Genomic DNA, 25,544 nt, shown 5'->3' with positions numbered 1-25,544 from the left:
ATGTCCTTGCCGAAACCCTTGCGCGGAACCTCGCGTAAAGGTCCCGGTCAGAAAAACGCCTGCAGCCCGGTCTGTGCCCGGCCCAGGATCAGCGCGTGCACGTCGTGCGCGCCCTCGTAGGTGTTGACGGTCTCCAGGTTCTGCGCGTGGCGCATGACGTGGTAGCCGATCTGGATGCCGTTGCCGCCATGCATGTCGCGGGCCTGGCGGGCGATGTCGAGGGCCTTGCCGCAATTGTTGCGCTTGACGATCGAGATCATCTCGGGCGCCATCTTGCCCTCGTCCATCAACCTTCCGACACGCAAGCTGCCCTGGAGTCCCAGAGCGATCTCGGTCTGCATGTCGGCCAGTTTCTTCTGGTAAAGCTGCATGCCGGCCAGCGGCTTTCCGAACTGCTTACGGTCGAGGCCATATTGGCGCGCCCGGAACCAGCAATCTTCGGCCGCACCCATCGCCCCCCAGGAAATGCCGTAGCGCGCCCGGTTCAGGCAGCCGAACGGGCCTTTCAGCCCCGATACGTTGGGCAGCAGCGCATCCTCGCCGACCTCGACATTGTCCATCACCACCTCGCCGGTGATCGAGGCGCGCAGGCTGAGCTTTCCGTCGATCTTCGGCGCGGAGAGACCTTTCATGCCCTTTTCGAGCACAAACCCCTTGATCTGGTTGCCATGCGCGGCCGACTTCGCCCAGACGACAAAGACGTCGGCGATCGGCGAATTTGAAATCCACATTTTTCCGCCGGAAATCCGGTAGCCGCCATTGATCTTCTCGGCGCGGGTCTTCATGCCCCCAGGGTCGGAACCGGCATCCGGTTCGGTCAGGCCGAAGCAGCCGATCCATTCGCCCGATGCCAGCTTCGGCAGGTATTTCCTGCGCTGCTCCTCGGTGCCGTAGACGTGGATCGGATACATGACCAGAGACGACTGCACCGACATCATCGAGCGGTAGCCGGAATCGACGCGCTCCACCTCCCGCGCGACCAGGCCGTAGGAGACATAGCCGGCGCCGAGCCCGCCATATTCCTCCGGGATGGTGATGCCGAGCAGGCCCGCCTCGCCCATCTCGCGGAAGATCGTCGGATCGGTCTTCTCCTCCAGATAAGCGGCCTCGACAAGCGGCGCGAGCTTGTCGGCGGCAAAGGCGGCCGCCGCGTCACGCAGCATGCGCTCGTCCTCCGAAAGCTGATCCTCCAGAAGAAAAGGGTCGTTCCAGACGAAGGATGCGGCGGAAGCCTTGGTCTCGATGTTCATGTTGCTCCAGCTCCGTTCTAGACGCCGATTTTACTGCGGAATGTGCGGCCGGTCGAAGCCTTTCTGAAGACCGGCGTCAAGGGCGAAAAGACGGCACGCCCGTATTGACACCGTCCGGCTCGGTCCATTGCGTATCGATTGTGTTTGGCCGCACGGAGGACGAAGCGCATAATCCAAGGCGACCCGAGGAGGAAACCATGGGGTAAACGAGCCGCCACTACCCGAGCCAAGCGCCTCGGCATTCTCAACGCCACCGATGCCCGCGACCACCTCGGAATACATCACCGCGCTCGCCCACTATCACCGCGCCGAGATCGCACGCATGGCCGGCTGGCGCGATCGCATCGACCGTACGACCAATTGGGCGATCACCGGTGGCGGCGCGATGTTGTCGGTGTCGCTGTCCTCGCCCTCGTCGCATCATGGCGTGCTCTTGTTCACCATGCTGCTGGTGATGCTTTTCCTGATCATCGAGGCGCGCCGCTATCGCTTCTTCGACGTCTATCGTGCCCGGGTACGACTGGTCGAACGCGACTATTTCTCCCCGCTGTTCCTATCGGAGAAGCCGGCCGATCCCGATTGGGCAAAGACGCTTGGTTCCAGCCTGCGCAGTCCGAAATTCAGGGTAAGCCTGAAGAGCGCCATGTCGCGCCGCCTGCGCCGCAACTATTTCTGGATATTCCTGATGATCCTGCTCGCCTGGGTGCTCAAACTGTCGACACCCCGCCTGCAGGAGGTCGAAACCAGCCGCAATGTGGTCGCCTCGCTGCGCGAGATGGTCGACAACGCCGCCCTGGGTTTCCTGCCCGGCTGGCTGGTAGTGGCGGCGGTGGCGGTCTTTTACGCCTGGCTGGTCCATACGGCCTTCCTGCAGCCCGAGCCCGTGCGGGACGACGGAGACGTGCATGTCTAGCACTCTGCCGGCAGAGCCATCTGCGCGGATTATGACCAGTCGACATCGCATTCGACGTCAGGTCCTTCCATGCATGGAGGAGCGGATCGCTGAGCATCGGCTTTCGGTCCATTGGGCGAACCGCTATATGCCGCCCAAACGGAGCCTACCATGACCGAAACCGATAGATTGACCCTACTCGGCGCCAAGGCGTCTATCCCCGCCTCCCCGCAAGAAGCGAGCCTGGAGATCGTGCCGTTTCAGCGCGGCGATGGACCGCCCGCGGTCGTGCGCTTCACCTGTCCCGAATTCACATCGCTCTGTCCCGTCACAGGCCAGCCCGACTTCGCTCACATCGTCATCGACTATGCGCCGGATGCCCTTCTGGTCGAGTCGAAGTCGCTGAAGCTTTTCATGACCTCGTTCCGCAACCACGGCGCCTTCCATGAGGAATGCACCGTGATGATCGGACGGCGCCTCGTCGAGGTGGCAAAACCTCTCTGGCTTCGCATCGCGGGCTACTGGTATCCACGTGGCGGCATTCCAATCGACATCTTCTGGCAGACCGGCGCGCCGCCCGATGGTGTCTGGCTGCCCGACACCGGCGTCTTGCCGTATCGCGGCCGTGGCTGATCGGAAGCCGGTTTTGCGCGGTCGAGGACCCTATCCAGCCATCTTCTCCCCGGCCGCCTGCCAGTTTACCCGCTCCGACAGGACGGCGGCAATGTGCTCGGCCTTGCGGTTCTCGTAGTCGAGATAATAGGCATGTTCCCACACGTCGATGCCGACCAGCGGCGTCAAGCCGTCCGGCAGGGGGTTGCCGGCATCCTGATAAGGTTTCACCGCCAGCTTGCCGCCGTCGGCCACCAGCCAAACCCAGCCGGTGCCGAACACATTGTCGGCCTCTTTGCCAAACGCCTCGAAAAGGCCCTTGTCTCCGCCGAAGTCGCGCTCCACCGCTTCGGCGAATGCGCCGGCGGGCTTCGCCGGGCCGTCCTTGAACTGCTCCCAGTAAAAGACATGGTTCCAGGCCTGAGCCGCCTGGTTGAATACCTTGTCGTTGCCGTCCTTCTTCGCGGCGACCACCACCTGCTCCAATTCCATATCGGCATAAGGCGTGCCGGGCGCCAACTGGTTCAGCTTGTCGAAATAGCCCTTGTGATGTTTGCCATAGTGCAGCCCGACGGTGCGCGCCGATATCTGCGGCGCCAGCGCGTCCTGCCCATAGGGCAGCGGCGGCTGCGTGAAGGGCCCCGCAGCGCGCAGGATCGAAGGGCGCGCGGTGGCAGCGAGCGCCGCGCCGGCGGCGAGCGCAAGGGTGGTGCGGCGCGATACGATCATGAAATGTCTCCTCGTTCCGTTGGTATGCTTGCCGTCCCAACCTCTTATCGCGGGATCGGTTCCCGACGAAGGTCGCCTCGCTCCGTTCGCGATTTCGTGACCATCCTCGGGCTGGCCGCTCCTGGCCTCATTCGCAATGATACTGGCTCAGCGCCCATTCACCGGTGGCGGACAGAATATCCGACACTTTCCAACTGTTGGCCACCTTTCTGAGCTGCCATTGCAGCCTGTGCGGTGCGCCGGCCGCGACGAAGGCGATCGTCACCTTCGCCTCGTCGTCCTTAACCGTCTCCAGCGACTTCAGCGTCTTGCGGATTTCATCGATGTCCGTCCCGACATTGTCCTGTGGCATGTGCGGATCGAGGCAGTCGCCCTCGCCCGCCTTCCTGAGCCGGTCGCTGCCGTCGAGCACGCTCCTGGCAGGATCGACGAAACGCTCCCGCGCGGCGGGATCGAGCTCCAGGCCGATCTGGTCATAAAAAGCCATGACGGCCTCTGTCGGCGTTTCGGCCAGCGCCGGACCCGCGACAAGCAGCGCGGCGGCAAGGAGGATGACGGGCGCCCGGCCGATCATGCGAAGTCTCGAATTATCGCGGGGCGCAGTCGAACTCGCTGAGCTTCCACTGGTTCTGCGGCGATTCGATATCGGCGACCTTCCAGTCTCCGCCCACCTTCTTCAGCGTCCAGACGATCTCACGCTTGCTCTCCGGCTCGCCCGGAAAGAGGTTGAAATACGCGGTCACGGTGGCATCGCCGCCGGAAACTTTCTCGTCGAGCCGCAAGGTCCGCGACACTTCGCCATCGTCGAGATCCTGCGCATCGACGGCGAGCGCGAAATCGATGCAGCCTATCTCCTCGCCGCCCTCGACCGCGGCATCGTTCTGCTCGAAGATTTTCTTGGCCGGATCGGTGAAGCGCTCGCGGTTCTGCGGGTCGCTTTCCGATGTTACCGGCGAGTAGAAATATCTTACCGCATCCGCCGCCGGCCCGGCCAACGCCGGGGCGGTCAGCAGCGAGAGGCCGAGGCCGACAAAAGCCATCCTGAACATACGCAACCTTCCATGAGGCTGATAAGATCGGCGCCATCAACGCCTTGCATCGCGGCGTTTTTCGGACATGCCCGGCACCCATGACGGCAAACACGCGGCTGCGCCAATTTCGGCAGCCTCAACGTCGTGCCGGCGATCGACCGAGCGAAACCCTGTTCGCCCAGTCCCGAATCCGGGTACAATGTCCGTATGCCGATCCGCCATTTGTCCGAAACAATGATCAATCAGATCGCCGCCGGCGAGGTGATCGAACGGCCGGCGAGCGTCGTCAAGGAACTGGTCGAGAACGCCGTCGATGCCGGGGCGACGCGCGTCGAGATTGCGACCGCCGGCGGCGGCCTGTCTCTGATCAGGGTTAGCGACGACGGCGCCGGCATCGCAGTGGACGAGCTTGAACTTGCAGTCTCGCGCCACTGCACGTCGAAGCTCGCCAACGGCATAGACGACATCCGCACGTTGGGTTTCCGCGGCGAGGCGCTGCCATCGATCGGCGCGGTGTCGCGACTGACGATCCGCTCACGAACCGACAGGGGCGAGGCCGCCGAGATTTCGGTCGAGGGCGGCCATGTCTCCGCCGTCCGCCCTGCCGGGGCCAATCGCGGCACGGCGGTGGAAGTGCGCGACCTGTTCTTCGCCACGCCGGCGCGGCTGAAATTCATGAAGGGCGAACGCGCCGAGGCCTCGGCCGTCGCCGATGTCGTTAGGCGCATCGCCATCGCCTTCCCGGCGGTCCGCTTCACACTGTCCGGCCCGGACCGCTTAACGCTCGACTTTACCGCTACCGACGACCGGTTGCGCCGCATCGCCCAGGTCATGGGCGCGGAATTCCCTGAGAACTCCATCGCCATCGACGCGATCCGCGAAGGCGTGCGGCTCGAAGGCCACGTCTCCATTCCGTCCTTCTCGCGCGCCAATGCGCTGCAGCAATATGTCTATGTCAACGGAAGGCCGGTGCGCGACCGGCTGATCGCCAGCGCCATCCGCGGCGCCTTCGCCGACACGCTGGCGCGCGACCGGCACGCGGTGGCGGCGCTGTTCGTGACGCTCGATCCGGCGCTGGTCGATGTCAACGTCCATCCGGCCAAGGCCGACGTCCGTTTCCGCGATCCCGGCCTGGTGCGCGGGCTGATCGTCGGGGCGATCCGCGAGGCGTTGGCCGGCGCTGGCATCCGCCCGGCCTCGACCGGCGCCTCTGCGATGATGGGCGCGTTCCGTTCCGGACCAACCAGCTACGGCCATCCCGGCCCGACCGCCGGGCACCGCAGCTACAACCCCAATTTCCGAACCGCCGCAGGCAGCTTCGACGCCCCGCATTCCTTCCATCGACCACTGGACAAGGGTTTCGGCGAAACGGCGCAGGCCGCGTTCGACACCGGCCCTCTCGAAAGCGCCGACGCACGGGCAAGTGCCGCACCAGTCGCCACCGAAACCGTTGGTCTCAGGCTCGGCGCGGCGCGGGCGCAGGTGCATGAGAACTATATCGTCGCCCAAACCGGCGATTCGCTGGTGATCGTCGACCAGCACGCCGCGCATGAGCGCCTTGTCTACGAGGCGCTGAAAAATGCGCTCGCCAGCCGCCCGATGCCGGCGCAGTTACTGCTGCTGCCGGCGATCGTCGACCTGCCGGAGGACGATGCCGAGCGGCTGGCGCTGCATGCCGACACGTTGCACCGCTTCGGCCTTGGCATCGAGCGCTTCGGCCCGGGTGCGGTGGCGGTGCGCGAGACGCCGGCCATGCTCGGGGAAGCCAATGTCGAGCAGCTCGTGCGCGACCTCGCCGACGAGATCGCCGACAACGACACGGTCGAGACGCTGAAACAGCGGCTCGACGCCATAGCCGCCACCATGGCCTGCCACGGCTCGGTTCGCTCCGGCCGCCGGCTGCTGCCGGACGAAATGAACGCCCTGCTGCGCCAGATGGAATCCACGCCAGGGTCCGGCACCTGCAACCATGGGCGTCCGACCTATATCGAACTCAAACTCACCGACATCGAAAAGCTGTTCGGGCGGCGGTGAACACCGCTCCGGTCCAAAGTCGGCGGCGTGCCGCGCTTGATTTCCGGCCCGTTTTGTGGCGGATGCGGGTCAAGCCCTCCGGTCAGAGCAAAAGATGATGAACCGCTTCGAGGGTCCGGGCGCAAGGGAAGCCGGGATCCGCTACCTCGATGGAGATTTCCAGGTCACCAGCCCTGGATCTTTCGTGCGCTGTGCCGTCACCGGCGAGCGCATCGCGCTGGACGAACTCAAGTACTGGAGCGTCGCGCGGCAGGAGCCTTATATCGACGCCACCGCGTCTCTCAGGCGCGAGGTCGAGGCCGACCCGTCGCTGCGCCGGCGGGGCGTCAGATAGGGCCGCGCTCCTTCCAGGCCGCCAGCGTATCCCTGACGATCCGCTCCGCCGTTCGATCGCCCTCGAACACGGCATCGATCTCCAGAACCTCGATCATGCCAAGGATGTCGGCCGGCACCTTGCCGCCGCTCAATCGCGCCGCGTCCTTGGCGGTCGTCACCAGTGTGAGGCTTTGCGCGCGGGCCGTCGCAGCCAAATCCCGCAGCTCAGCCTCCGCATAGAAATGATGGTCCGGGAACGGTCTCGCAACCACGACCTCCGCGCCGGCCTGGCGCAACGTCTCGAAAAACTTGTCCGGATGGCCGATGCCGGCGAAGGCGAGCGACTGCCGCCCCGCGAAACGCGCCGGCCCGCGCGGCCGCAAGGTGGCGGCGAACACCGGCTTGCCGGCGTCGGACGCCATGTCCAGCACGGGGTCGGCCTCCCTGCCCTCTCCCATGCGCAGCACCGCGTCGGCATAGCGCAACTGGTCTCTGGCCTCCGCCCGCAAAGGCCCGGCGGGAAGGACCTTCCCGTTGCCTATGCCATAGCGCGCGTCGACGACCAGCAGCGCATGGTCGATCAGGATGCGGGCGCTCTGGAAACCGTCGTCCATGATGAGGAAATCGCAGCCTTGCGCGGCGAGCAGCCGCGCCGCCGCCGCCCGGTCCGGCGATACCGCGACCGGCGCGTGCGCGGCCAGCAGCAGCGGTTCGTCGCCCACCGCACGCGCATCATTTCGTCCGACGTCGACGATCCCAGGCGAGGACGAACTGCCGCCATGGCCTCGTGACAGGAAGCCGGGCTTTCGGCCCATCGCCATCGCCTGCCGTGCCAAGGCAATCGCCACCGGCGTCTTTCCCGAACCGCCGACCGTGAAATTGCCGACGCACAGCACCGGCGGGTCGACCGGTTCGCGTGGCGCATTCACAAGCCGGCGGCGCGCCACCCGGCCATAGACCGCCGAAACAGGGGTGAGCATTGCGGCGCACCAGCCCGCCGGCCGCCACCAGAACCGGGGGGCCTCCAGGGCCATCTAGGCCCCGTTCGGCTTTTCCAGCCGCGACTTCACCACCAGCGGATGGATGAACGGATCCAGTGCCTTCAGCGTCCGCTCCAGCGCGCCGCGCATCTCGTCGACGGCGGTGGCACCGGCGGAGATCATCTCCCGCCGCGCCTCCTCATTGGTCAGCAGGTAGTTGACGGCACCGGCCAGCATGTCCTTGTCGCGCACGAGCCGCGCGCCACCGCTGTCGATCAGCCGCTGATAGGCATCGCGGAAGTTCTGGACGTTGCGGCCAGCCAGCACCGCCGTCTCCAGCATGGCCGGTTCCAGCGGGTTCTGCCCGCCCTCCGAGGTCAGCGAGCGGCCGACGAAGGCGATCTCGGTGAGCCTGAGATACAGTCCCATCTCGCCGATCGTGTCGCCGAGCAAGATGTCGGTGTCGGGCGCTATGGGCTCGCCGCTGGTGCGCCGCACCGTCTTCAAACCCATTGCCGAAAACTCGGAGAACAGGTTGGACGCACGATCGGGATGGCGCGGCACAATGATGGTCAGCAGACCGGGATGGCGGGCGCTCAGCGCCTGATGCACCTCGGCGGCAAATTTCTCCTCGCCGTCATGCGTCGATACCGCCGCCCAGGTCGGCCGCTTGCCGATTTGCCGCAGCGACTCGACAAGCGCCTTCTCGTCGGCAGCCGGCGGCGTCACGTCGACCTTGAGGTTCCCCGAGACGGTGACCGGACGGGCGCCCAGCGCCTGGAAGCGCTCGCCGTCCACTTCCGACTGGGCGACGACGTGCGCCAGGTTCTCGAACAGCGCTTCGGCGACATGCGGCCGTTTCTTCCAGGAACGGAACGACCGGTCGGACAGTCTTCCATTGACCAGAACCTGCGGCACCCGTCGGTCGCCGAGTTCGAGGATGGTCATCGGCCATATTTCGGATTCGGCGATGATGGCGAGGTCCGGCTCCCAATGGTCCAGAAAACGGTCGACGGCCGGTTTCAGGTCGAGCGGTACGTATTGATGGATGACGGTGGCGCCAAAGACCTCCTCGGCGACCTGCGCCGAGGTGACCGTGCCGGTGGTCAGCACGACGTTGACGCCATAGGCCAGAATGCGCTGCACCAGCGGCACCACGGCGTTGGTCTCGCCGACGCTTGCCGCATGCACCCAGATGATCGGCCCGGGCGGACGCGGCTTGCTGGCATGGCCGTAGCGCTCGCGCCGCCGGGCGCGGTCCTCCTTGCCACGGGTGGTGCGCCAGGCGACATAGGTGCCGATCACCGGATAGACTGCGGCCCCCGCCAGGCGGTACGCCCTCAGCGTCGCTCTTGCCCAGCGTTCGCTCATGCCTGGCGGTCGACGATGCGGTAGACCCGTTCCGTCGCTTCGTTCAGGCCGGCGGTGATCTCCTGGCGCTTGCGCTCCATCTCGGCGTCGTCGGCGTCGGCGGGCACCATGATCGGCTCGCCGACGATCATCGCGCAGCGGCCGAAGGGCAGGTTGATGGTGGTCTTGTCCCAGGTCTTCTCCAGAACCTTGCGGCGGCTGGTGGTCATGGCAACCGGCACGACCGCCCTGCCCGAAAGCCGCGCCAAGGTTACAATGCCCATGCCGGCCTCACGCGGCGTTCCATGCGGAATATCAGCGATCATGCAGACATTGCTACCGGCATCGAGCGCCTTTTTCAGGGCAATGAGCGCCTGCGCCCCACCCTTGTCGCGTTTGCTCTTGCCGCGCCCGCCGGAACCACGCACCGCCTCGAATCCGAATTTCTCGACCACCAGGGCATTGAGTTCGGCATCGGCACTGCGCGACACCATCGCCGCCAGCGGCTCGCCGCCGGGATAGAGCACCGGCGCCAGCAGGTGCTGGCCGTGCCAGATCGCCAGGATCGAAGGCGTCACCTTCGCATAGGATTGCGCGACGTCGCTCGAACCCTCCGCATAACGGTTCGTCGCGCGCACGAAACGAAGACCGCCAGCCAGAATCGTGGCCAGCGTCGACTTGACGAGATCCGACTGCGCCAGCGGCTTCCGAATCCTTTGCCAGAAGCCTTTCATGCCCCCGGCACGGCGACGCTTTTTCTTCACCGCGTTAGCCGCCAGCGGCGCAAGCTGTGCATCGCTCATCAGGCCTGGCCACCCGAAGCGGCGCTCTCCGGGTCGAGCAGGCGATGCAGGTGGACGACGTAATAGCGCATATGGGCGTTGTCGACGCTGGCTTGCGCCTTGCTTTTCCAGGCGGCGAGGGCCGAGGCGTAATCGGGGAAGACGCCGACGATGTCGAGGCTGTCGAGATCGCGGAAGTCCGTGGATTTGAGCGATTTCAGCTCGCCCCCAAAGACGAGGTGCAAAAGCTGTTTCTTGCCGCCTTCTTCAGCCATGCGATGATCCTGAGTCGTGTGCGAGAATGCGCATTGTCTAGAGCAATTCGTCCGGATTTTAAACTGATACCAGGTCCAGCAGCAGGCTACGCACCGGAAGCCGGCCTGGCCTGCGACGCGATGACGTCGGCCATGACGCCGAGCAACTCGCCGCTGCCGGCTGCGAGTGCGCCGTGGCTGACGATTTTGCCCGCGTAAGGCGGCTGCTCCTGCCTGTCGTTCAACAGCGTTCCGCCCGCCTCGCGCAGGATCAGGTCGGCGGCTGCGAGGTCCCAGTCATGGGCGTTCGGCTTGACAAAGGTGGCGTCCAGGCTGCCGTCGGCGATCATGGCGAGACGATAGGCCAGCGAAGGGATATAGGCGCGGCGCTCCAGCCTGTCCCGCCAACGCTCAGGCATCGCGTCGATCAGCGCCTTGGGGCCTCCGATCTCCGGCCGTCCACCAGGCAGACGCACCTTCAGCTTCACGCCATTGCGCCAGGCGCCACGCCCCGGCAGAGCCCAATAGACCTGACGGCGCGCCGGGCAATCGAGGACCCCCGCCACCGACAGACCGTTTTCAACGACGGCCACGCTCACGCACCAGATATCCTGGCCCTCGAGAAAGGCGCGGGTGCCGTCGATCGGATCGACCACGAATGTTCGCCGCGCGTCCAGCCTTGCCGCCGAATCGGCGGTCTCCTCCGACAGCCAGCCGTAGTCCGGCCGCGCCGCCAGCAGGGTCTCGCGCAGATAGCGGTCGACGGCGTAGTCGGCCTCGCTGACCGGCGAACTGCCGGCCTTCATCCAGACCTCCGGCTTCTGCCGGAAATAGCGCATGGCAATGTGGCCGCCCTCGGCCGCCGCGTCACGCAGCAGGTCGAGGTCGGCCTGCAGGTCCCAAGGAGCCTCGCGTGTCTCAGCTTCCGGCAAGGGTCATGCCTTCGATGAGCAGCGTCGGCGCGGCGGTGCCGTAATTGCGGTCAAGGTCGGTAGCCGGAACCATGCGCAGGAACATGTCCTTGAGGTTCGACGCGATGGTCACTTCGGAGACCGGATAGGTCAGCGCGCCGTTCTCGATCCAGAAGCCGGAAGCGCCGCGGCTATACTCGCCAGTGATCATGTTGACGCCCTGGCCGAAAACCTCGGTCACATAGAAACCGGATCTCAACGACGCGATCAGAGCCTCCGGCGATTGCTCGCCCGGCTCGATCGACAGGTTGGTCGAGCTTGGCGAAACAGACGAACCACCGCGCGAGCCGCGACCGTTGGTGGTCAATCCGAGTTCGCGGGCGGCGGACGTTGAGAGGAACCAATGGTTCAGCACGCCCTTGTCGACCATGGTCAGCGTCTGCCCATCCACGCCCTCGCCGTCGAAGGGCCGCGAGGCCTGGCCACGCCGGCGCGCCGGTTCGTCGATGACGGTGATCGCCGCCGACGCCACCTGCTTGCCCATCATGTCGCGCAAAAAACTGGTCTTGCGCGCCACCGACGCGCCGTTGATCGCGCCAGCCAGATGCCCGGCGATGCCGCGCGCCACGCGCGGATCGAAGATCACGGTCACCTCGCCGGTCTGCGCCTTGCGCGGATTGAGGCGGCGCACCGCACGTTCGCCGGCGCTCTTGCCGATCGCCTCAGGCGAATCGAGGTCGGAGAAATGCAGGCGCGAGGAGTAGTCGTAGTCCCGCTCCATGCCCGTGCCTTCGCCGGCAATGACGCTCGCCGAGCGCGAGAAGCGCGAGCCGACATACTGGCCGAGGAAGCCATGAGAGGTCGCGAGCACCATGCCGCCCAGCCCGGCGCTGGCGCCGCTGCCGCTAGAATTGGTCACGCCAGGCACCGCCAATGCCGCTTCCTCGGCCTCCAGCGCATCTTCCTTGAGCTGGTCTGCGGAAACGGCCGTGGCGTCGTAGAGGTCGAGGTCGCGCACCGCCTTCGCCAGCAGCGCGGCGTCGGCCAACCCCTGATACGGGTCTTCCGGCGACACTTTCGCCATCGCCACCGCGCGTTCGGCGAGCACCTTCGGATCGGACGAGGCGGTTGCGGAGACACTCGCCACGCGCTGCCCGACGAAAACCCGCAGCGACACGTCGTCGCCCTCGGACGCTTCCGTCGACTCGACCTTGCCGAGCCGCACCGAAACACTGGTCGAGCGATCGCGCACCGCGACAGCGTCGGCCGCATCCGCGCCGGCGGCCTTCGCGGCGTCAACGAGGGCCGAGACGCGGTCTATCAGGCTGGCGGCTTCAAGTGTGACGTCCATGCGAGGATCCGGCTTTCGGTGTTTTACGCTGCACCATCTATTGTTCCGTCCCGGCTTGTGCAATGGCTTGCGGCAGCGCGCCGCCCCCTGGCGGTCCAGGTCTTATGAAGTCGGGCGCGGTTCCGGCAGCATCGGGAGTTACGCCATGACGCCTTTCCATCTCGCCTTTCCGGTCCGTGACCTCGACGAGACACGCGCCTTCTACGGCGACATCCTCGGCTGCGCGATTGGCCGTTCGTCCGATACCTGGGTGGATTTCGACCTGTTCGGCCACCAGATGTCCGCGCATCTGCGGCCGACGCTTGCCGCCGCAGCTGCCGAAGGCAAGGTCGATGGAAAACTCGTGCCTATCCCGCATTTCGGTGCGGTGCTGGTCATGGACGACTGGAAGAAGCTCGCCGAGCGTCTGGAGGCCCAGCCCGGCATCGACTGGCTGGAGCGGCCGATGATCCGCTTCGTTGGCGAGCCGGGAGAACAAGCGACGCTGTTCATCCGCGATCCCTCAGGCAATGCGCTTGAGTTCAAGGGCTTCGCCTCGCTCGAACAGGTGTTCGCACACTGAATATCCGGCCGCGGAAACAGACGTGACGGCCATGGATGGCTCGCCGAAACCCACGCCGGTCGCCAAATTCACCACCGGCTCGACGCTGCGCCATGTCATCGTCATGACCGCGACCGGTTCCGTCGGCCTGATCTCGATCTTCGTCGTCGACGCGCTAAACCTCTTCTACATCTCGCTGCTCGGGGTGCAGGAACTGGCGGCGGCTATAGGCTTCGCCTCGACGCTGCTGTTCTTCACCATCTCCGTCGGCATAGGCTTCACCATCGCCTGCAGCGCCGTTGTGTCGCGCTGCCTCGGCCGCGGCGACCGCGAGGAAGCGGCGCGCATGGGCGGCGCGTCGCTGGTGTTCATGGCCGCAACCACGACGCTGCTGATGCTGGCCGTCTGGCCTTTCCTCGGCCACCTGGTTTCGCTCATGGGCGCGCGAGGCCCGACGCTGGAACTGTCGACCCGCTTCCTTCAGATCGTCTTTCCGTCCACGCCGATCCTGGCGCTCGGCATGTGCACCACCGGTATCCTGCGCGGCTGCGGCGATGCGCGGCGGGCCATGTATGTCACGCTGGGCAGCGGGCTGGCTGCCGCGATCCTGGACCCGATCTTCATCTTCGGCCTCGACCTCGGCCTCGACGGCGCCGCGATCTCGACCGTCCTCGTCCGCTTCGTCATGCTGGCGATCGGCATCCACGGCTCGCATTATGTCCACCGCCTCGTCCGCCTGCCGGACTGGACGCGGCTCATGGAAGCCTCGCGGCCGTTCTTCTCGATCGGCTTTCCAGCCGTGCTCACCCAGATCGCGACGCCGGTCGGCAACACTTTCGTCACCGTCGAGATGGCGGCGTTCGGAGACCAGGCCGTCGCCGGCTGGGCGATCATCGGCCGTATCCTGCCGGTTGCCTTCGGCGTCATCTTCGCGCTGTCGGGTGCGGTCGGGCCGATCCTCGGACAGAATTTCGGTGCCCGAAAATACCACAGGCTGGTCACGACGATGCGCGACAGTCTGCTCGTGACAGTGATCTACGTCGCCGTCATGTGGGCGCTGCTCGCCATCTTTGCCGATCCGATCGCCGGTGTCTTCCAGGCGCAAGGCCTTGCGCGAGAGCTGATCGTCTTCTTCTGCCACATCGCCGCCGGCAGCTTCCTGTTCAACGGCGCGCTGTTCGTCGCCAGTGCCGCCTTCAACAATCTCGGCTACCCGACCTATTCGACTTTTTTCAACTGGGGCCGCTCGACGCTGGGCATCATCCCCTTCGTCTGGGTCGGCGCGTCCTTTTATGGCGCGCATGGCGTGGTGGCGGGCTGGGGCCTCGGCGCCGTCGTGTTCGGCATCGCGTCGGTGGTCGTCTGCTTCCGGGTCCTGGCAAAGATCGCCGCATCGGCGCCAAGCCAGGAACCGGCAGGTTAGGCCAGCGCAGCCTCGCGATCCGCGACGGCCTTTTCCACCGCACGCTTCAGTTCGTCCTTGATGCTGGCGGTCTCGAACATCAGCGCTTCGACCTTCATGAAATCGAGCACGCGAAAACGCGACACCGGCGGCCGCAGCAGTATGTCGGGCTGGGTATGCTCCAGCTTGCCGGCGATGATGGACTGCATCATCAACTGCGTCGCGCCGAACATCAGGTCGATCGAGTTCGGCCGCTGCCGCTCGTTCTCCTCGGGCGCGCCGACGACATCGATGGCAATGACGATGTCCGCCAGCCCGGTTACGAGGTCGAACGGCACGGGATTGTAGATGCCGCCGTCAATCAGCAGCACGCCGTCGCGCCGCACCGGCCTGAACACCGCCGGGATGGCCGCGGAGGCGCCGAGCGCCGAAAACAGTTCGCCTTCCTCGAAGACCGCGAGCTTGTGGCCGTAGAAATCCGTCGCGGTGACCTTCAGCGGGATTTTCAGTTCCTCAAAACGATCGGGAATGGCGTCCGGCAGGAAGGCCTTGAGGATGCGCTCGATGTTGAACTGGCTGACCCGGATACCGCCCTGCAAGGCTTCGGCGAAGGTGCCGGGCCTCGCCCGCCACATACGGCTGGCTACCTCGGCGCGGCGACCGAGGATGGATCCGGCATAGTGATGGATGTCGCGGCCGGACATGCCGGCCGCCATGCCGGCGCCCATGATCGCGCCGATGGAAGACCCCGATATGGCCACCGGCCGGATGCCCAGTTCGTCGAGAGCCTCGATGACATGGATGTGCGCGAGGCCCCTCGCTCCGCCTCCGCCAAACGCGACGGCGAATGTCGGGCTCATCAGTTGCCTTCCTCCGCCCTCTCTTCGGCCGGCCCGAGGATAAGCACCGCCGGCTCGGCCTCGAGCAGTCTTTTTGCCACTGCTTTCGTCTGCTCCAGCGTCACGCCGTTGAGGTAATCCTCGCGCCGCTCGAAATAATCCACGCCAAGGCCGTCGATCTGCAATTCGACCAGGGTGGATGCGATCGAACTCGACGAATCCAAATTGTTGATGGCGTAAGCGCCGATCAGGTACTTCTTGGCCGCCGCCAGTTCCGCCTCGGTCGGCCCCTCATCGGCCATCTGCTTCACCACGTCACGAATGATGCCCAGCGTCTCGATGCCCTTTCCGGCGCGGGTGGAGGTGCCGATGGTGAGCGCGTTGGAGTGTTCGTAGTCGACGATCGACGAATCGATTCCATAGGTTAGGCCGCGTTTCTCGCGCACTTCGCGAAACAGCCGCGAGGTGAACGAGCCGCCGCCGAGGATGTGGTTCATCACCACGGCGGCGAAGAAGTCCGGATCCTTGCGGGCGACGCCGGGATAGGCGAGATGCAGGGTCGTCTGCGGCAGCGCGTATTCGTAGCGCACCACCTGGTCCAGCTTCGGCGTCACGTCGGCCACCGGCGTCAAGTTGGGCTTCTCCGGCAGGCTGCCGAACAGCTTGTCCAGGTCGCGCTTCAGCGTCTCGGCGTCGATCGCGCCGACCACCGCGACATGCAGTTGCTCGCGGGCGAACAGCGCCTTGTGGAACGCGCGCAGGTCATCGGCGGTGATTGTCTTCAGCGTCTCTTCCGTGCCGTCGTCCGGGCGGGAGTAGGGGTGATCGCCATAGAGCGCTTTCAGCCAGCGGCGAGACGCCTCGGTCTGCGGGTCCTTGGCCTGCGACTGGATGTTGGCGATCATCTGGCCGCGGATGCGGTCGATCGGCGCCTGGTCGAAGCGCGGCGCGGTGATCGCCAGCCGCATCAGGTCGAGCGCCTCGTCCTTCTGATCGGCCAGCATGCGCATGGAACCGTAGATGTTGTCGCGGCTGGCGCGAAAGCTCATCTCCGCGCCGGCATCGTCCAGGCGTGTCTGGAAAGCATCGCTGTCGAGATCGCCGGCTCCCTCGTCGAAGAGGCCGGTGATCAGGTTCGCCATGCCTTCCTTGCCGACAGGGTCCTGGGATTCACCGCCTTCGACCGAGAAGCGCAGCGAGATGATGGGCACGGAATAATCCTCGACCAGCCAGGCGGTAACACCGCTGTCCGACTTGACTTCCTGAATCTTCACAGCGGCTTGCGCCGGGAAGTTCACGAGTAGCAGCAGGACGCCGAACAGCGAAAGCAAGGCAGCGGCATGGGCCGTTAGCCGATTTCGCATAAGAACTCCGGAATTCATGCCCGCCCCCGTCAATTCGAAGTGTCCTGCGACGGCAGCAGATAGGCGCTGACCGACTGATGGGGATTGAGGTATTTGACCGCCGCCGCCTGAACCTGCGCCGCCGTGACGGTCTTGATCTTGTCCGGCCACGCCTGCACATCCTTGACGGTGCTGCCGGTGGTCAGCGCCGATCCATACATGTTCGCCATGCTGGACGGGCTGTCCTGCGCGAAGATCATGCTGCGGACCAGCCGGTTCTTGGCCTTCTGCAGCTCGTCGTCCGTGACACCATCTTTCCGGATACGGGCCACCTCGGCGTTGACCGCCGTCTCAAGCTTGGCGAGCCCTTCGGCATCGCGCGGCGAGCCATAGACCACGAAGCTGGTTTCATCGAGCGCGGTGCCGTCATAGTATGCGCCGGTTCCGGCAGCGGTGTCGCTCTTCACCACGAGCTGCTGGTAGAGCCGGCTGCGCGTGCCGCCGCCCAGAATCTCGGACAGCAGGTCGAGCGCTTCCGCCTCTCCCGGCTCGGCGGTGCGGTAGGACGGCGCCAGCCAGTATCTTGCAAAGCTCGGGATGCTGACGCGCGGATCGGTCATCGTCACCGTGCGGCTGGTGTTCTGCTCCGGTTCGGTCGGACGGTTGCGCGGCGGCAGGTCGGGGCCTCGCGCCACCTTGCCGTAGGTCTCCTCCGCCAATTTGCGGACCTGATCCGCCTCGACGTCGCCGGCGACCACCAGCACGGCGTTGTTCGGCGTGTAATACTGATTGTAGAAAGCCACCGCGTCCGTGCGGTTCAGCTTCTCCATCTCGTGCATCCAGCCGATGATCGGCACGCGATAGGGATGGTTCTGGTACAGCGTCGCCTGCACCTCTTCCGATAGCAGCGATTCCGGATCGCCTTCGATGCGCGACCGGCGTTCCTCCAGCACCACATCGCGCTCCGGCCCGATCACCGCGTCGGTGAGGATGAGGTTGCGCATACGGTCGGCTTCCAGCGCCATCATCGTGCCCAGCGCATCCGGCGGCACTGTCTCGTGATATGCGGTGTAGTCGTAGGAGGTGAAAGCGTTCTCGCTTCCGCCGATCGAGGCCACCGCCGCGTCGAACTCGCCCGGCTTGTGGTTCGTCGTGCCCTTGAACATCAGGTGCTCGAAGAAATGCGCAATGCCGGATTTTCCGGGCGGCTCGTCGGCGCTGCCGACCTTGTACCAGACCATGTGGGTGACGATCGGCGCGCGATGGTCCGGGATCACCACCACTTCCATGCCGTTGTCGAGCAGGAAATTTTCGACCGGCTCGCGCTTGCCCTGCGCATCGGCGAGGGCGGAGCCGGACGGAAGAGCTATGGCGACGGACAGGAAAAGGCCGGCGATGAAGCGGCGGACCGGACGGTCTTCGAGACTCATGAAGGCTCCTGAGCTGCTTTGGTGCCGCCTTATATGGGTCGCCGGCTGCGCGCGGAAAGTGAATTGTTCGTCATGTTGCCGGGGAGCAAGGCCGAATTCAGGCGACTTGAGCCGCCAGCCTCACGCAACTTCAAGGAACCGGATCACCGTGTCGCTGTAAGATCGCTCGTCGAGCGAGACAAATCCGTCGACGGACCCGAACGCTGCCGACGAAGTCTCCTCGACCACGCAAAGCGCTCGGGGCGTAAGCCATCCGCCGGCGAGCGCCGATGCCAGCGCCTGTTCGCCGAGGCCCTTTCCGTAGGGCGGATCGGCGAAGAGCAGTCCGAACGGCTGGACGGTGCCGGCTTCGCCAAGCCTGGTCGCGTCGCGCCGGAAGATTTTCGTGCGCCCCGTCAGTCCGAAGGCTTCGATATTGGTGCGGATCAGCCCCCTGCCCTCGGCCGATTCCTCGATGAACATGCCGAAGGCCGCACCGCGCGACATCGCCTCCAGCCCGAGCGCGCCGGTGCCGGCGAACAGGTCGAGTACGCGGGCGCCAGCCAGCCGGTCGCCGAAACGATGTGCGATGACGTTGAAGACCGCCTCGCGGGTCCGGTCGGTGGTCGGGCGGATATCCTGCGAACGCGGGGTGGCCAGCGGCCGGCCGCGAAAAGCTCCACCGACGATCCGCATGCGTGGCTACTCGTCCGTGCGCGGCTTGCGCGGACGTGTCGGGCGCTCGCCCGGACCGCCATCGCCGCCCCTGCCCTCGCCGCGCGGCTTGCCGAACGGTCTTGCGCCGCCCGGCTTGCCATAGCCCGCCTTGCGGCTCTTCTTGGCTTCCGCGGCAGCCTTCTCCGCGGCAATCCGCCCGGCACCCTGCGGCTTGGACCCGGGCGCCATCCAGACATTGGCCTTGCGCTGACCCGGCGGCTCGATCGGCCGCTGCTCACGCTCGCCGAACTTCTTGCCGCGCGGCGGCCGGTCGCCGAACCCCGGCTTCTCGCCGCGATCGAACTTCGCACCGGGCGGCCCACGATCCGATTTCGCGCCAAAACCGCCGCGATCCGGCTTGGTCGAAAGCTTGCCAAGTGCGTCGTCGCGGCTGTTCTCGCGCCGTTTGCGCGCCTTGATCAGCCCGCCCTCACCGATCCGGCCCGGCATGCCGTCGCGTACGATCTTCGGCCTGGCTGCCTCCTCCGCCGGGGCCTCGCTTCCGCGCACCGGCCGGTTGGAGAACGGCTTTACGATATCGGCCTCGAAATTCGCTCCCGATTCCTCGATCAGGCGATCGCCGAGCTGGTCGCGCAGCAGCCGGCCCTTCAATTCCTGGACATGCCCTTCCGGCAGCTCGCCGAGCTGGAACGGACCGAACGAGATGCGGATCAGCCGCGTCACGTCGAGACCGAGGGCGCCCAGGATGTTCTTGACCTCACGGTTCTTGCCTTCGCGCAGGCCGATCGTCAGCCAGGCATTGGTGCCCTGTTCGCGGTCGAGCGATGCCTCGATCGAACCGTAGAACACGCCGTCGACCGCGATGCCGTCCTTCAGCGCCGCCAGCGCACTTTCCTCGACCTTGCCATGCACGCGCGCCCGGTAGCGCCGCAGCCAGCCGGTCGCCGGTAGTTCCAGCGTGCGCGCCAGCCCGCCATCGTTGGTGAGCAGCAGCAGGCCTTCGGTGTTGATGTCGAGCCGTCCGACGGTGATCAGGCGCGGCAGATCGTCCGGCAGCACGTCGAACACGGTGCGCCGCCCTTCCGGGTCGCGGCTGGTGGTGACCACACCCGCGGGTTTGTGAAACAGGAACAGGCGCGTGCGCTCGATCGGCGGCAAGGGCTGGCCATCCAGCTCGATCTTATCGTCGATCGTCACGTTGACGGCCGGGCTGGCCAGCACCTTGCCGTTGACCCGGACCCTTCCGGCGGCGATCAGCTCCTCGGCGTCGCGGCGCGAGGCGATGCCGACGCGCGCCAGCCGCTTGGCGATGCGCTCTCCACCTTCCTCGGCGGAGATCGGCGCCCGTGAAAAGGTTTTGCGATCACCCGAGGATCGGGCCGAAGTGCCTTCGCGCTTTTCGAACGGCTTTCTCGGCGGCCGCGAGCCGTCGTCCGGCCTGTCGAAACGGCGCGGACGGTCGCCTTGCTCGCGGGCGTGGTCGTCGCGCCCGAACCTGCGGACCGAGCGCTCCCCTTCGCCAAGCGCTTCCGGGCGGCGCTTGGTGAAAGGCCGGTCTCCCGCGTCGGAGCGGAATGGCCGCTCCGAGCGCGCACTGTCACCGCCCTCGCGCAAAGCCGCGCGCTCGGTGCGCCCGGGACGCGGGCTGTCGTCGTCACGCCGCCTGAACGGCTTGTCGCCCCTCGGTCTAAACGGCTTGTCTTCCCCAGACCTGAAGGGCCTGTCTTCTCGGGGTGTGAAACTCTTGCCTTCGGCACGCGGACGATAGGGCTTGGCGGCGCGTTCGCCGGAAGGAACCTCGCCAGCCTCGCGCGGGCGATAAGCTGGCCGCTCAGCGCGCGCGGGCCGTTCGCCCGTCGCCGCGTCGCCATGGCCGCGCCGGGATGCAGGCTTGTCGCCGTCACGGAACGGTTTTCCGCCCTTGCCGGCAAATCCCTTCTTCTCGCCAAAGGCAGGCTTGCCAAAACCCGGCTTGCCGCCTTTCGCCCCGAAACCCGGCTTGCCCTTCGGGCCAAAGCCCGGTTTGGCACCCTTCGCGCCCGGTCCGCCGCTGCCTGCCCGGCCGCCGCCTCCGCGGTCGCCGGGAGCGCGCGCACCTTTGCCAGATGGTTTTTTCGGTTCGTCGTCCATGGACCTTTGCCTTTCCCGGCGGGGTGTAGCAGTAACGTTCCGGACGCGCGAGGGATTTCATGCCGTTGAAACGCCCGGATTTCATGAGTTTCGCGCTTGCCGAGGCGGAAGCCGCGGCGGCGCGCGGGGAGGTTCCGGTCGGCGCTGTCCTCGTGCAAGATGGCGAGATCATCGCCAGCGCCGGAAACCGCACCCGCGAGTTGAAGGACGCCACCGCCCACGCCGAGATGATGGTCATCCGCGAGGCGTCCCGCAAGCTCGCGGCGGAGCGCCTGACCGGTTGCGATCTCTATGTCACGCTGGAACCCTGCGCCATGTGCGCCGCGGCGATCTCATTCGCGCGGGTACGGCGGCTTTATTTCGGCGCGGTGGACGAAAAAGGCGGCGCGGTCGTCAGCGGCGGGCGCTTCTACGCCTCACCAACCTGCCATCACGCGCCTGACGTTTATCCCGGCATTGGCGAGCGGCCCGCCAGCGCAATCCTCACAAGTTTCTTTCAGAGCCGGCGCTAAGACTGTCCGATGGCTGGAGATTCCGGCTCGCCCCGGTCGAGGCTAGACACCTTGATTACCAAGGCAGGATATCGGCCCAGCTCTTGTCGCTCTTCTTCCGGGCTTCGGCCTTCAGGCGACGCTCTTTCTTGAGCTCGTCCTCGCCCAGTTCGCCCGTCGGCGCAGCCGTCGAGGCCTGCCGATAGTCGAGCGGAGGCTCGCTCAGATACCTGCGCGTGTCCGGGCTGCCCTGCCGGTTTTCGGCCATTTGTTTGCGGAACGCCGCGCTTTGGGCCCCGGCTTTGCCGGTGCCGACCGGCTCCACGCCTGTCTCGAGATGGCGTGTATTCATCACCGGGTTCTTCTCAACTGGCGCCGCGGTGGCGCGTGCCAGATCGGGGTCGATGTTCGGGCGCCAGCTCGGATCGTCGCGATTCTCGTCGGCCTCGGCGCGCAGGCGGGCGCGCTTCTGCTCAGGCGATTCGGGCCACTCCGGATTTCCGGCCGACGCAATGCTGTCCTGCGGGGTGGGCAGGACGGCGGCCGTGCCTTTCACAGGTTTGACCAGTTCGGGCCGCGGCTTGTAGTCGATCGCCGCGCGCTCCTTCGGAGCAAGCGACAAGACATTGCTGACATCCCCGATAAGCTGCTCGCTTGCCGTCTTGTCGGTGCCGTAGGTCGGCGAACTCATGCAGCCCGAGAGTGCAAGGCCTGCAATCGCCAGACCGGCGGCGGCCGCAATGCCGGAACGGCGGTTTCCCGTCATGCCAAGAAATGTCACCGCGATAAGCCTCTTAAGAGTCGCCCCGAATACCCCTCAATGCGGGATTGGCGGGGAAATCCGGCGATAGTTTGTCGCCGGATTGGTTAATTCTCTACCGTATGCGGTCGCCCATAACAACGCATACAGTAATTTTCATGCAAGTCTGCCCAGTTTTTGCAGTTCGCGCAGCGCCGCCGCGTCGCGCGCCGACACATCCGGGAAGGCCGGATCGGATCCCACATCGTCAGTGTAGCGCCAGGAACGCGCGCATTTGGTGCCCGAAGCGATTCGCGGCACCACCGCGACGCCGGCTACGTCGTCCAGCCGGAAGGCGTCGGCCGGCGCCTCGCCGCCGCTTACCCCGATGGCGCTGGTGATCGCCACTTCCGCCATGTCGACATCCCTGACCGCCGCGAACAGTTCGGCGTCGGTGACGAATACGGCGGGCGCGGCCTCCAGCGACGAGCCGATGACCTTCTTCGCACGCTCGATCTCAAGTGCTGCGGTGACGACGCCGCGCACCTTGCGCACCTTGCGCCATTTTTCCGCCAGCGCCTCGTCCCGCCATTCGGCAGGCACGGCCGGGAACTGCTCCAGATGGATCGAACGCCGGTCGGGATAACGCTCCAGCCAGGCCTCTTCCGTGGTGAAGGGCAGCATCGGCGCCAGCCAGGTCGCCAGATGGTCGAAAAGGTGCCGCACCACTTGCACGGCCGCCAGTCGCCGCCGGCTGGACGGCGCGTCGCAGTACAGCGCGTCCTTGCGGATGTCGAAATAGAAGGCGGAGAGATCGACCACCATGAAGTCAAGCAGCGATTTGGCGATACGCTTGAAGTCGAAGGCGTCGTAGCCGGTCCGCACCACCTCGTCCAACTCGGACAGCCGGTGCAGCATCAGCCGCTCCAGTTCCGGCATCTCGGCCAGAGGCACTTCCGAGCCGTCGTCATGGGCCAGCGTGCCCAGCATCCAGCGGATGGTGTTGCGCAGCTTGCGGTAGGCGTCGATGTTGGTCTGCAGGATGTTCTTGCCGAGCCGCTGGTCTTCCCAGTAGTCGGTGGTCATCACCCACAGGCGCAGAATGTCGGCGCCGGACTGCTTCATCACGTCCTGCGGAACGACGGTGTTGCCGAGCGACTTCGACATTTTCCGGCCTTCCTCGTCCATGGTGAAGCCATGGGTAACGACCGTATCGTAGGGCGCCCTGCCCCTCGTGCCGCAGCTTTCCAGCAGCGAGGAATGGAACCAGCCGCGGTGCTGGTCCGAGCCTTCCAGATAGACATCCGCCGGCCATTTCAGGTCGGGCCGGTCCTCGAGCGTGAAGGTGTGGGTCGAACCGGAATCGAACCAGACGTCAAGAATGTCCTTGACCATGGTCCATTTGGCGGCGTCGTGGGCGTTGCCGAGGAAACGCTCTTTTGCGCCCTCGGCGAACCAGGCGTCGGCGCCCTCCTTCTCGAAGGCGTCAAGGATGCGCTGGTTGACCGCGTCATCCTTCAGCACATTGCCGTCCTCATCGGCGAACACGCAGATCGGCACGCCCCAGGCGCGCTGGCGCGACAGCACCCAGTCCGGCCGCTCGGCGATCATGGCGCGCAGCCGCGTCTGCCCCGCCGCCGGCACGAAGCGCGTGGCGTCGATGGCGGCAAGGGCGAGTTGCCGCAGCGTCGGCGCTTCCTCCCCCCTTGAGGGGGAGGTGCCGCCGAAGGCGGCGGTGGGGGTCGCCCCGGCAGTGCTCGACTTATTGGCGGCGCCTTCTGAGGTTACCCTCTCTGGCCGCTTTGCGGCCATCTCCCCCTCAAGGGGGGAGAATTGCGGCAGCGGCTTGTCCATATAGACGAACCACTGCGGCGTGTTGCGGAAGATAACCGGCTTCTTCGAACGCCAGGAATGCGGATACTGGTGCTTCAACCGTCCGCGCGCAAACAGCATGTTGCGCTCGATCAGCGCGTCGATAACGGCCTTGTTGGCGTCGCCCTTCTTGCCGGAATCGTCGATGACGCGCGCCGGCCCGCCGGGGCGGTCCGGCCCGAAACCGGGCGCATCCTTGGTGAAGAAGCCCGCATCGTCGACGGTGAAGGGGATCGCGGTATCGATGCCACGAGCGGTCAGATCCTTGCCCGCCGACATCCAGGCGTCAAAGTCCTCGCGGCCATGGCCGGGGGCGGTGTGGACAAAGCCCGTGCCGGCGTCGTCGGTGACGTGGTCGCCGGCGAGCATGGGAACGGCAAACTCGTAGCCGCCCCCGAGACCTGACAGCGGATGCTGAAGCACCAAATTCGCCAACACATCTGGCGAGACATCCAGAAGTCGATCGAATGTAACCTTCGCTTTCTCTGCGGATGCCTGAGCTAGAGCATCTGCAAAAATCAAAGTTTCGCCCTTCTGCGGGCCAAACTCATTTTCAGCGGACATTACTTCGTACAGACCGTATTTCACCCGAGGTGAAAAACTGACAGCGCGGTTTCCCGGCATTGTCCAAGGGGTGGTTGTCCAGATAACCACGCTGGCGCCAAAGAGACGCGGGTCGAAATAGTAGCTGCCTTTTGCTGGGCTGACATCGTCGCCCTGCACCGGCATGTAAACCGGAAACTTCACCCAAACCGTATCGCTCTCATAATCTGCATACTCGACCTCTGCCTCGGCCAGCGCAGTGCGTTCGACCACGCTCCACATGACCGGCTTCGACCCGCGATAAAGCTGGCCGCTCATGGCGAATTTCAGCAATTCGCCGGCGATGCGCGACTCGGCGTGGAAATTCATCGTCGTGTAGGGGTTCTTGAAATCGCCGACGACGCCGAGCCGCTGGAACTCTGCGCCCTGCACGGCGATCCATTTTTCCGCATAGGCGCGGCATTCCTGGCGGAAGGCGACCATGGCGGCGGGATCGGACAGGTCGGGTTTCGACTTGCCCTTCGAGCGATAGTTCTCCTCCTCGATCTTCCACTCGATCGGCAGGCCGTGGCAGTCCCAGCCCGGCAAATAGTTGGAGTCGAACCCGCGCATCTGGAACGAGCGGGTGATGACGTCCTTGAGGATCTTGTTCAGCGCATGGCCGATATGGATGTTGCCGTTGGCATAGGGCGGGCCGTCATGCAGCACATATTTAGGCCGCCCCGCCGCGTCCTCGCGCAGCAGGCGATAGAGGTCCATCTCCTGCCAGCGGGCGACGGTCTGCGGTTCCTTCTCCGGCAGGCCGGCGCGCATCGGAAACTCCGTCTGCGGCAGATAGAGCGTCTTGGAATAGTCGAGTTTTTCGGTCGTGTCGGTCATCGTCTTGCCATTGTGGACTGCCCGGCCGGAAAGCCAGGGCGTTCAACTATCATGAACTGGGAAAAGCGCGAGAGCGCTGGGACAAAAATCTCCCGGGGCTTCCGGCGGCTCAGGCCGCCCGGAAGGCCGGGCCAATAATTCGTATCGTGGCGGCGACGCTGCGCGCTGCGGAATTCATAGCGTGTTC

24 protein-coding genes are annotated in these 25,544 nt (G+C 65.5%); 7 read left to right on the top strand and 17 right to left on the bottom strand.

The window, feature by feature from the left end:
• Positions 1-47: 47 nt before the first annotated feature.
• Positions 48-1,250: an acyl-CoA dehydrogenase gene (locus tag ABMA59_RS18160; protein ID WP_349006786.1), complete on the bottom strand. Its 1,203-nt coding sequence runs from the start codon at positions 1,248-1,250 to the stop codon at positions 48-50.
• Between the two features lie 256 nt (positions 1,251-1,506).
• On the opposite strand from ABMA59_RS18160, the gene ABMA59_RS18155 reads away from it, so the two are divergent.
• Positions 1,507-2,163 (top strand): DUF2270 domain-containing protein, encoded by a 657-nt coding sequence (locus ABMA59_RS18155; protein ID WP_349006785.1) that lies wholly within the window; start codon positions 1,507-1,509, stop codon positions 2,161-2,163.
• A gap of 150 nt (positions 2,164-2,313) precedes the next feature.
• Positions 2,314-2,775, top strand: a complete 462-nt coding sequence (queF, locus tag ABMA59_RS18150) for a preQ(1) synthase (RefSeq protein WP_349006784.1) — start codon at positions 2,314-2,316, stop codon at positions 2,773-2,775.
• Positions 2,776-2,805: 30 nt separating this feature from the next.
• On the opposite strand, the gene ABMA59_RS18145 is transcribed toward queF, so the two are convergent.
• From ABMA59_RS18145 to ABMA59_RS18135, 3 genes are all read right to left on the bottom strand, one after another.
• Positions 2,806-3,483, bottom strand: coding sequence for a superoxide dismutase (locus ABMA59_RS18145; RefSeq protein ID WP_349006783.1), 678 nt, complete (start codon positions 3,481-3,483; stop codon positions 2,806-2,808).
• Positions 3,484-3,610: 127 nt separating this feature from the next.
• Positions 3,611-4,057: a hypothetical protein gene (locus tag ABMA59_RS18140; RefSeq protein ID WP_349006782.1), complete on the bottom strand. Its 447-nt coding sequence runs from the start codon at positions 4,055-4,057 to the stop codon at positions 3,611-3,613.
• A gap of 13 nt (positions 4,058-4,070) precedes the next feature.
• Complete coding sequence (locus ABMA59_RS18135; protein WP_349006781.1) at positions 4,071-4,532, bottom strand: YqhG/Tai3 family protein; 462 nt, start codon at positions 4,530-4,532, stop codon at positions 4,071-4,073.
• 189 nt (positions 4,533-4,721) lie between these two features.
• Here ABMA59_RS18135 and mutL point away from each other — a divergent pair, with 189 nt between their 5' ends.
• Both mutL and ABMA59_RS18125 read left to right on the top strand, forming a co-directional pair.
• The gene (gene mutL, locus ABMA59_RS18130) at positions 4,722-6,548 is read left to right on the top strand and encodes a DNA mismatch repair endonuclease MutL (RefSeq protein ID WP_349006780.1); all 1,827 of its coding nucleotides are present in this window, start codon (positions 4,722-4,724) and stop codon (positions 6,546-6,548) included.
• Positions 6,549-6,642: 94 nt separating this feature from the next.
• The gene (locus ABMA59_RS18125; protein WP_349006779.1) at positions 6,643-6,882 is read left to right on the top strand and encodes a DUF2093 domain-containing protein; all 240 of its coding nucleotides are present in this window, start codon (positions 6,643-6,645) and stop codon (positions 6,880-6,882) included.
• Here ABMA59_RS18125 and lpxK read toward each other — a convergent pair.
• The 6 genes from lpxK to ABMA59_RS18095 all read right to left on the bottom strand — a co-directional run bounded on the left by lpxK (position 6,875) and on the right by ABMA59_RS18095 (position 12,491).
• Positions 6,875-7,897 (bottom strand): tetraacyldisaccharide 4'-kinase, encoded by a 1,023-nt coding sequence (gene lpxK / locus ABMA59_RS18120; RefSeq protein WP_349006778.1) that lies wholly within the window; start codon positions 7,895-7,897, stop codon positions 6,875-6,877. The genes ABMA59_RS18125 and lpxK overlap by 8 nt on opposite strands.
• Complete coding sequence (waaA, locus tag ABMA59_RS18115) at positions 7,898-9,214, bottom strand: lipid IV(A) 3-deoxy-D-manno-octulosonic acid transferase (protein WP_349006777.1); 1,317 nt, start codon at positions 9,212-9,214, stop codon at positions 7,898-7,900.
• On the bottom strand, positions 9,211-9,996 hold the full coding sequence (locus ABMA59_RS18110) for a lysophospholipid acyltransferase family protein (protein WP_425475939.1): 786 nt from the start codon (positions 9,994-9,996) through the stop codon (positions 9,211-9,213). The genes waaA and ABMA59_RS18110 overlap by 4 nt, the downstream gene beginning before the upstream one ends.
• Positions 9,996-10,250: a DUF4170 domain-containing protein gene (locus tag ABMA59_RS18105; RefSeq protein ID WP_349006776.1), complete on the bottom strand. Its 255-nt coding sequence runs from the start codon at positions 10,248-10,250 to the stop codon at positions 9,996-9,998. The genes ABMA59_RS18110 and ABMA59_RS18105 overlap by 1 nt, the downstream gene beginning before the upstream one ends.
• Positions 10,251-10,336: 86 nt before the next feature.
• Complete coding sequence (locus ABMA59_RS18100; RefSeq protein ID WP_349006775.1) at positions 10,337-11,161, bottom strand: 3'(2'),5'-bisphosphate nucleotidase CysQ; 825 nt, start codon at positions 11,159-11,161, stop codon at positions 10,337-10,339.
• Positions 11,148-12,491, bottom strand: a complete 1,344-nt coding sequence (locus tag ABMA59_RS18095) for a TldD/PmbA family protein (protein WP_349006774.1) — start codon at positions 12,489-12,491, stop codon at positions 11,148-11,150. Before ABMA59_RS18095 ends, ABMA59_RS18100 begins: the two co-directional genes overlap by 14 nt.
• Positions 12,492-12,636: 145 nt before the next feature.
• Between ABMA59_RS18095 and ABMA59_RS18090 the strand changes: the two genes are divergently transcribed.
• Both ABMA59_RS18090 and ABMA59_RS18085 read left to right on the top strand, forming a co-directional pair.
• The gene (locus ABMA59_RS18090) at positions 12,637-13,053 is read left to right on the top strand and encodes a VOC family protein (RefSeq protein WP_349006773.1); all 417 of its coding nucleotides are present in this window, start codon (positions 12,637-12,639) and stop codon (positions 13,051-13,053) included.
• Positions 13,054-13,084: 31 nt separating this feature from the next.
• Positions 13,085-14,455 (top strand): MATE family efflux transporter, encoded by a 1,371-nt coding sequence (locus ABMA59_RS18085; RefSeq protein WP_349006869.1) that lies wholly within the window; start codon positions 13,085-13,087, stop codon positions 14,453-14,455.
• On the opposite strand, the gene ABMA59_RS18080 is transcribed toward ABMA59_RS18085, so the two are convergent.
• The 5 genes from ABMA59_RS18080 to ABMA59_RS18060 all read right to left on the bottom strand — a co-directional run bounded on the left by ABMA59_RS18080 (position 14,452) and on the right by ABMA59_RS18060 (position 20,833).
• Positions 14,452-15,294 (bottom strand): patatin-like phospholipase family protein, encoded by an 843-nt coding sequence (locus ABMA59_RS18080; protein ID WP_349006772.1) that lies wholly within the window; start codon positions 15,292-15,294, stop codon positions 14,452-14,454. The two genes, ABMA59_RS18085 and ABMA59_RS18080, sit on opposite strands and share 4 nt — an antisense overlap.
• Positions 15,294-16,637 (bottom strand): M16 family metallopeptidase, encoded by a 1,344-nt coding sequence (locus ABMA59_RS18075; protein ID WP_349006771.1) that lies wholly within the window; start codon positions 16,635-16,637, stop codon positions 15,294-15,296. The genes ABMA59_RS18080 and ABMA59_RS18075 overlap by 1 nt, the downstream gene beginning before the upstream one ends.
• 29 nt (positions 16,638-16,666) lie before the next feature.
• Positions 16,667-18,046: a M16 family metallopeptidase gene (locus ABMA59_RS18070; protein ID WP_349006770.1), complete on the bottom strand. Its 1,380-nt coding sequence runs from the start codon at positions 18,044-18,046 to the stop codon at positions 16,667-16,669.
• 120 nt (positions 18,047-18,166) lie between these two features.
• Positions 18,167-18,721 carry a 16S rRNA (guanine(966)-N(2))-methyltransferase RsmD gene (rsmD, locus tag ABMA59_RS18065; RefSeq protein ID WP_349006769.1) on the bottom strand — a complete coding sequence of 185 codons (555 nt, stop codon included), beginning with the start codon at positions 18,719-18,721 and terminating at the stop codon, positions 18,167-18,169.
• A gap of 6 nt (positions 18,722-18,727) precedes the next feature.
• Positions 18,728-20,833: a pseudouridine synthase gene (locus tag ABMA59_RS18060; protein WP_349006768.1), complete on the bottom strand. Its 2,106-nt coding sequence runs from the start codon at positions 20,831-20,833 to the stop codon at positions 18,728-18,730.
• 65 nt (positions 20,834-20,898) lie between these two features.
• Here ABMA59_RS18060 and ABMA59_RS18055 point away from each other — a divergent pair, with 65 nt between their 5' ends.
• The gene (locus ABMA59_RS18055; protein ID WP_349006868.1) at positions 20,899-21,345 is read left to right on the top strand and encodes a nucleoside deaminase; all 447 of its coding nucleotides are present in this window, start codon (positions 20,899-20,901) and stop codon (positions 21,343-21,345) included.
• A 55-nt stretch (positions 21,346-21,400) separates the two neighbouring features.
• Here ABMA59_RS18055 and ABMA59_RS18050 read toward each other — a convergent pair whose 3' ends face one another.
• Complete coding sequence (locus tag ABMA59_RS18050) at positions 21,401-22,090, bottom strand: hypothetical protein (protein ID WP_349006767.1); 690 nt, start codon at positions 22,088-22,090, stop codon at positions 21,401-21,403.
• A 150-nt stretch (positions 22,091-22,240) separates the two neighbouring features.
• A complete protein-coding gene (gene ileS, locus ABMA59_RS18045) occupies positions 22,241-25,357 on the bottom strand; it encodes an isoleucine--tRNA ligase (RefSeq protein WP_349006766.1) in 3,117 nt (1,038 codons plus the stop codon).
• Positions 25,358-25,544: the final 187 nt, after the last annotated feature.

It is taken from the genome of Mesorhizobium yinganensis, from assembly GCF_040081985.1.
Classification (GTDB): Bacteria; Pseudomonadota; Alphaproteobacteria; order Rhizobiales; family Rhizobiaceae; genus Kumtagia; species Kumtagia yinganensis.
Note: the sequence above shows the minus strand (reverse complement) of the source record. Positions and strands in the feature narration are given on the sequence as shown.

Bases quoted from the DNA above. Each gene is read 5' to 3' on its own strand.
- ABMA59_RS18155 (WP_349006785.1), top strand. From the start codon at position 1,507: ATGCCCGCGACCACCTCGGAATACATCACCGCGCTCGCCCACTATCAC.
- ABMA59_RS18140 (WP_349006782.1), bottom strand. From the start codon at position 4,057: ATGATCGGCCGGGCGCCCGTCATCCTCCTTGCCGCCGCGCTGCTTGTC.
- ABMA59_RS18085 (WP_349006869.1), top strand. From the start codon at position 13,085: ATGGATGGCTCGCCGAAACCCACGCCGGTCGCCAAATTCACCACCGGC.
- ABMA59_RS18160 (WP_349006786.1), bottom strand. From the start codon at position 1,250: ATGAACATCGAGACCAAGGCTTCCGCCGCATCCTTCGTCTGGAACGAC.
- ABMA59_RS18075 (WP_349006771.1), bottom strand. From the start codon at position 16,637: ATGCGAAATCGGCTAACGGCCCATGCCGCTGCCTTGCTTTCGCTGTTC.
- ABMA59_RS18060 (WP_349006768.1), bottom strand. From the start codon at position 20,833: ATGGACGACGAACCGAAAAAACCATCTGGCAAAGGTGCGCGCGCTCCC.
- queF (WP_349006784.1), top strand. From the start codon at position 2,314: ATGACCGAAACCGATAGATTGACCCTACTCGGCGCCAAGGCGTCTATC.
- ABMA59_RS18095 (WP_349006774.1), bottom strand. From the start codon at position 12,491: ATGGACGTCACACTTGAAGCCGCCAGCCTGATAGACCGCGTCTCGGCC.
- lpxK (WP_349006778.1), bottom strand. From the start codon at position 7,897: ATGGCCCTGGAGGCCCCCCGGTTCTGGTGGCGGCCGGCGGGCTGGTGC.
- ABMA59_RS18080 (WP_349006772.1), bottom strand. From the start codon at position 15,294: ATGAGCCCGACATTCGCCGTCGCGTTTGGCGGAGGCGGAGCGAGGGGC.
- ABMA59_RS18105 (WP_349006776.1), bottom strand. From the start codon at position 10,250: ATGGCTGAAGAAGGCGGCAAGAAACAGCTTTTGCACCTCGTCTTTGGG.
- ileS (WP_349006766.1), bottom strand. From the start codon at position 25,357: ATGACCGACACGACCGAAAAACTCGACTATTCCAAGACGCTCTATCTG.
- mutL (WP_349006780.1), top strand. From the start codon at position 4,722: ATGCCGATCCGCCATTTGTCCGAAACAATGATCAATCAGATCGCCGCC.
- ABMA59_RS18145 (WP_349006783.1), bottom strand. From the start codon at position 3,483: ATGATCGTATCGCGCCGCACCACCCTTGCGCTCGCCGCCGGCGCGGCG.
- waaA (WP_349006777.1), bottom strand. From the start codon at position 9,214: ATGAGCGAACGCTGGGCAAGAGCGACGCTGAGGGCGTACCGCCTGGCG.
- ABMA59_RS18070 (WP_349006770.1), bottom strand. From the start codon at position 18,046: ATGAGTCTCGAAGACCGTCCGGTCCGCCGCTTCATCGCCGGCCTTTTC.
- ABMA59_RS18125 (WP_349006779.1), top strand. From the start codon at position 6,643: ATGATGAACCGCTTCGAGGGTCCGGGCGCAAGGGAAGCCGGGATCCGC.
- ABMA59_RS18135 (WP_349006781.1), bottom strand. From the start codon at position 4,532: ATGTTCAGGATGGCTTTTGTCGGCCTCGGCCTCTCGCTGCTGACCGCC.
- rsmD (WP_349006769.1), bottom strand. From the start codon at position 18,721: ATGCGGATCGTCGGTGGAGCTTTTCGCGGCCGGCCGCTGGCCACCCCG.
- ABMA59_RS18050 (WP_349006767.1), bottom strand. From the start codon at position 22,090: ATGACGGGAAACCGCCGTTCCGGCATTGCGGCCGCCGCCGGTCTGGCG.
- ABMA59_RS18110 (WP_425475939.1), bottom strand. From the start codon at position 9,996: ATGAGCGATGCACAGCTTGCGCCGCTGGCGGCTAACGCGGTGAAGAAA.
- ABMA59_RS18090 (WP_349006773.1), top strand. From the start codon at position 12,637: ATGACGCCTTTCCATCTCGCCTTTCCGGTCCGTGACCTCGACGAGACA.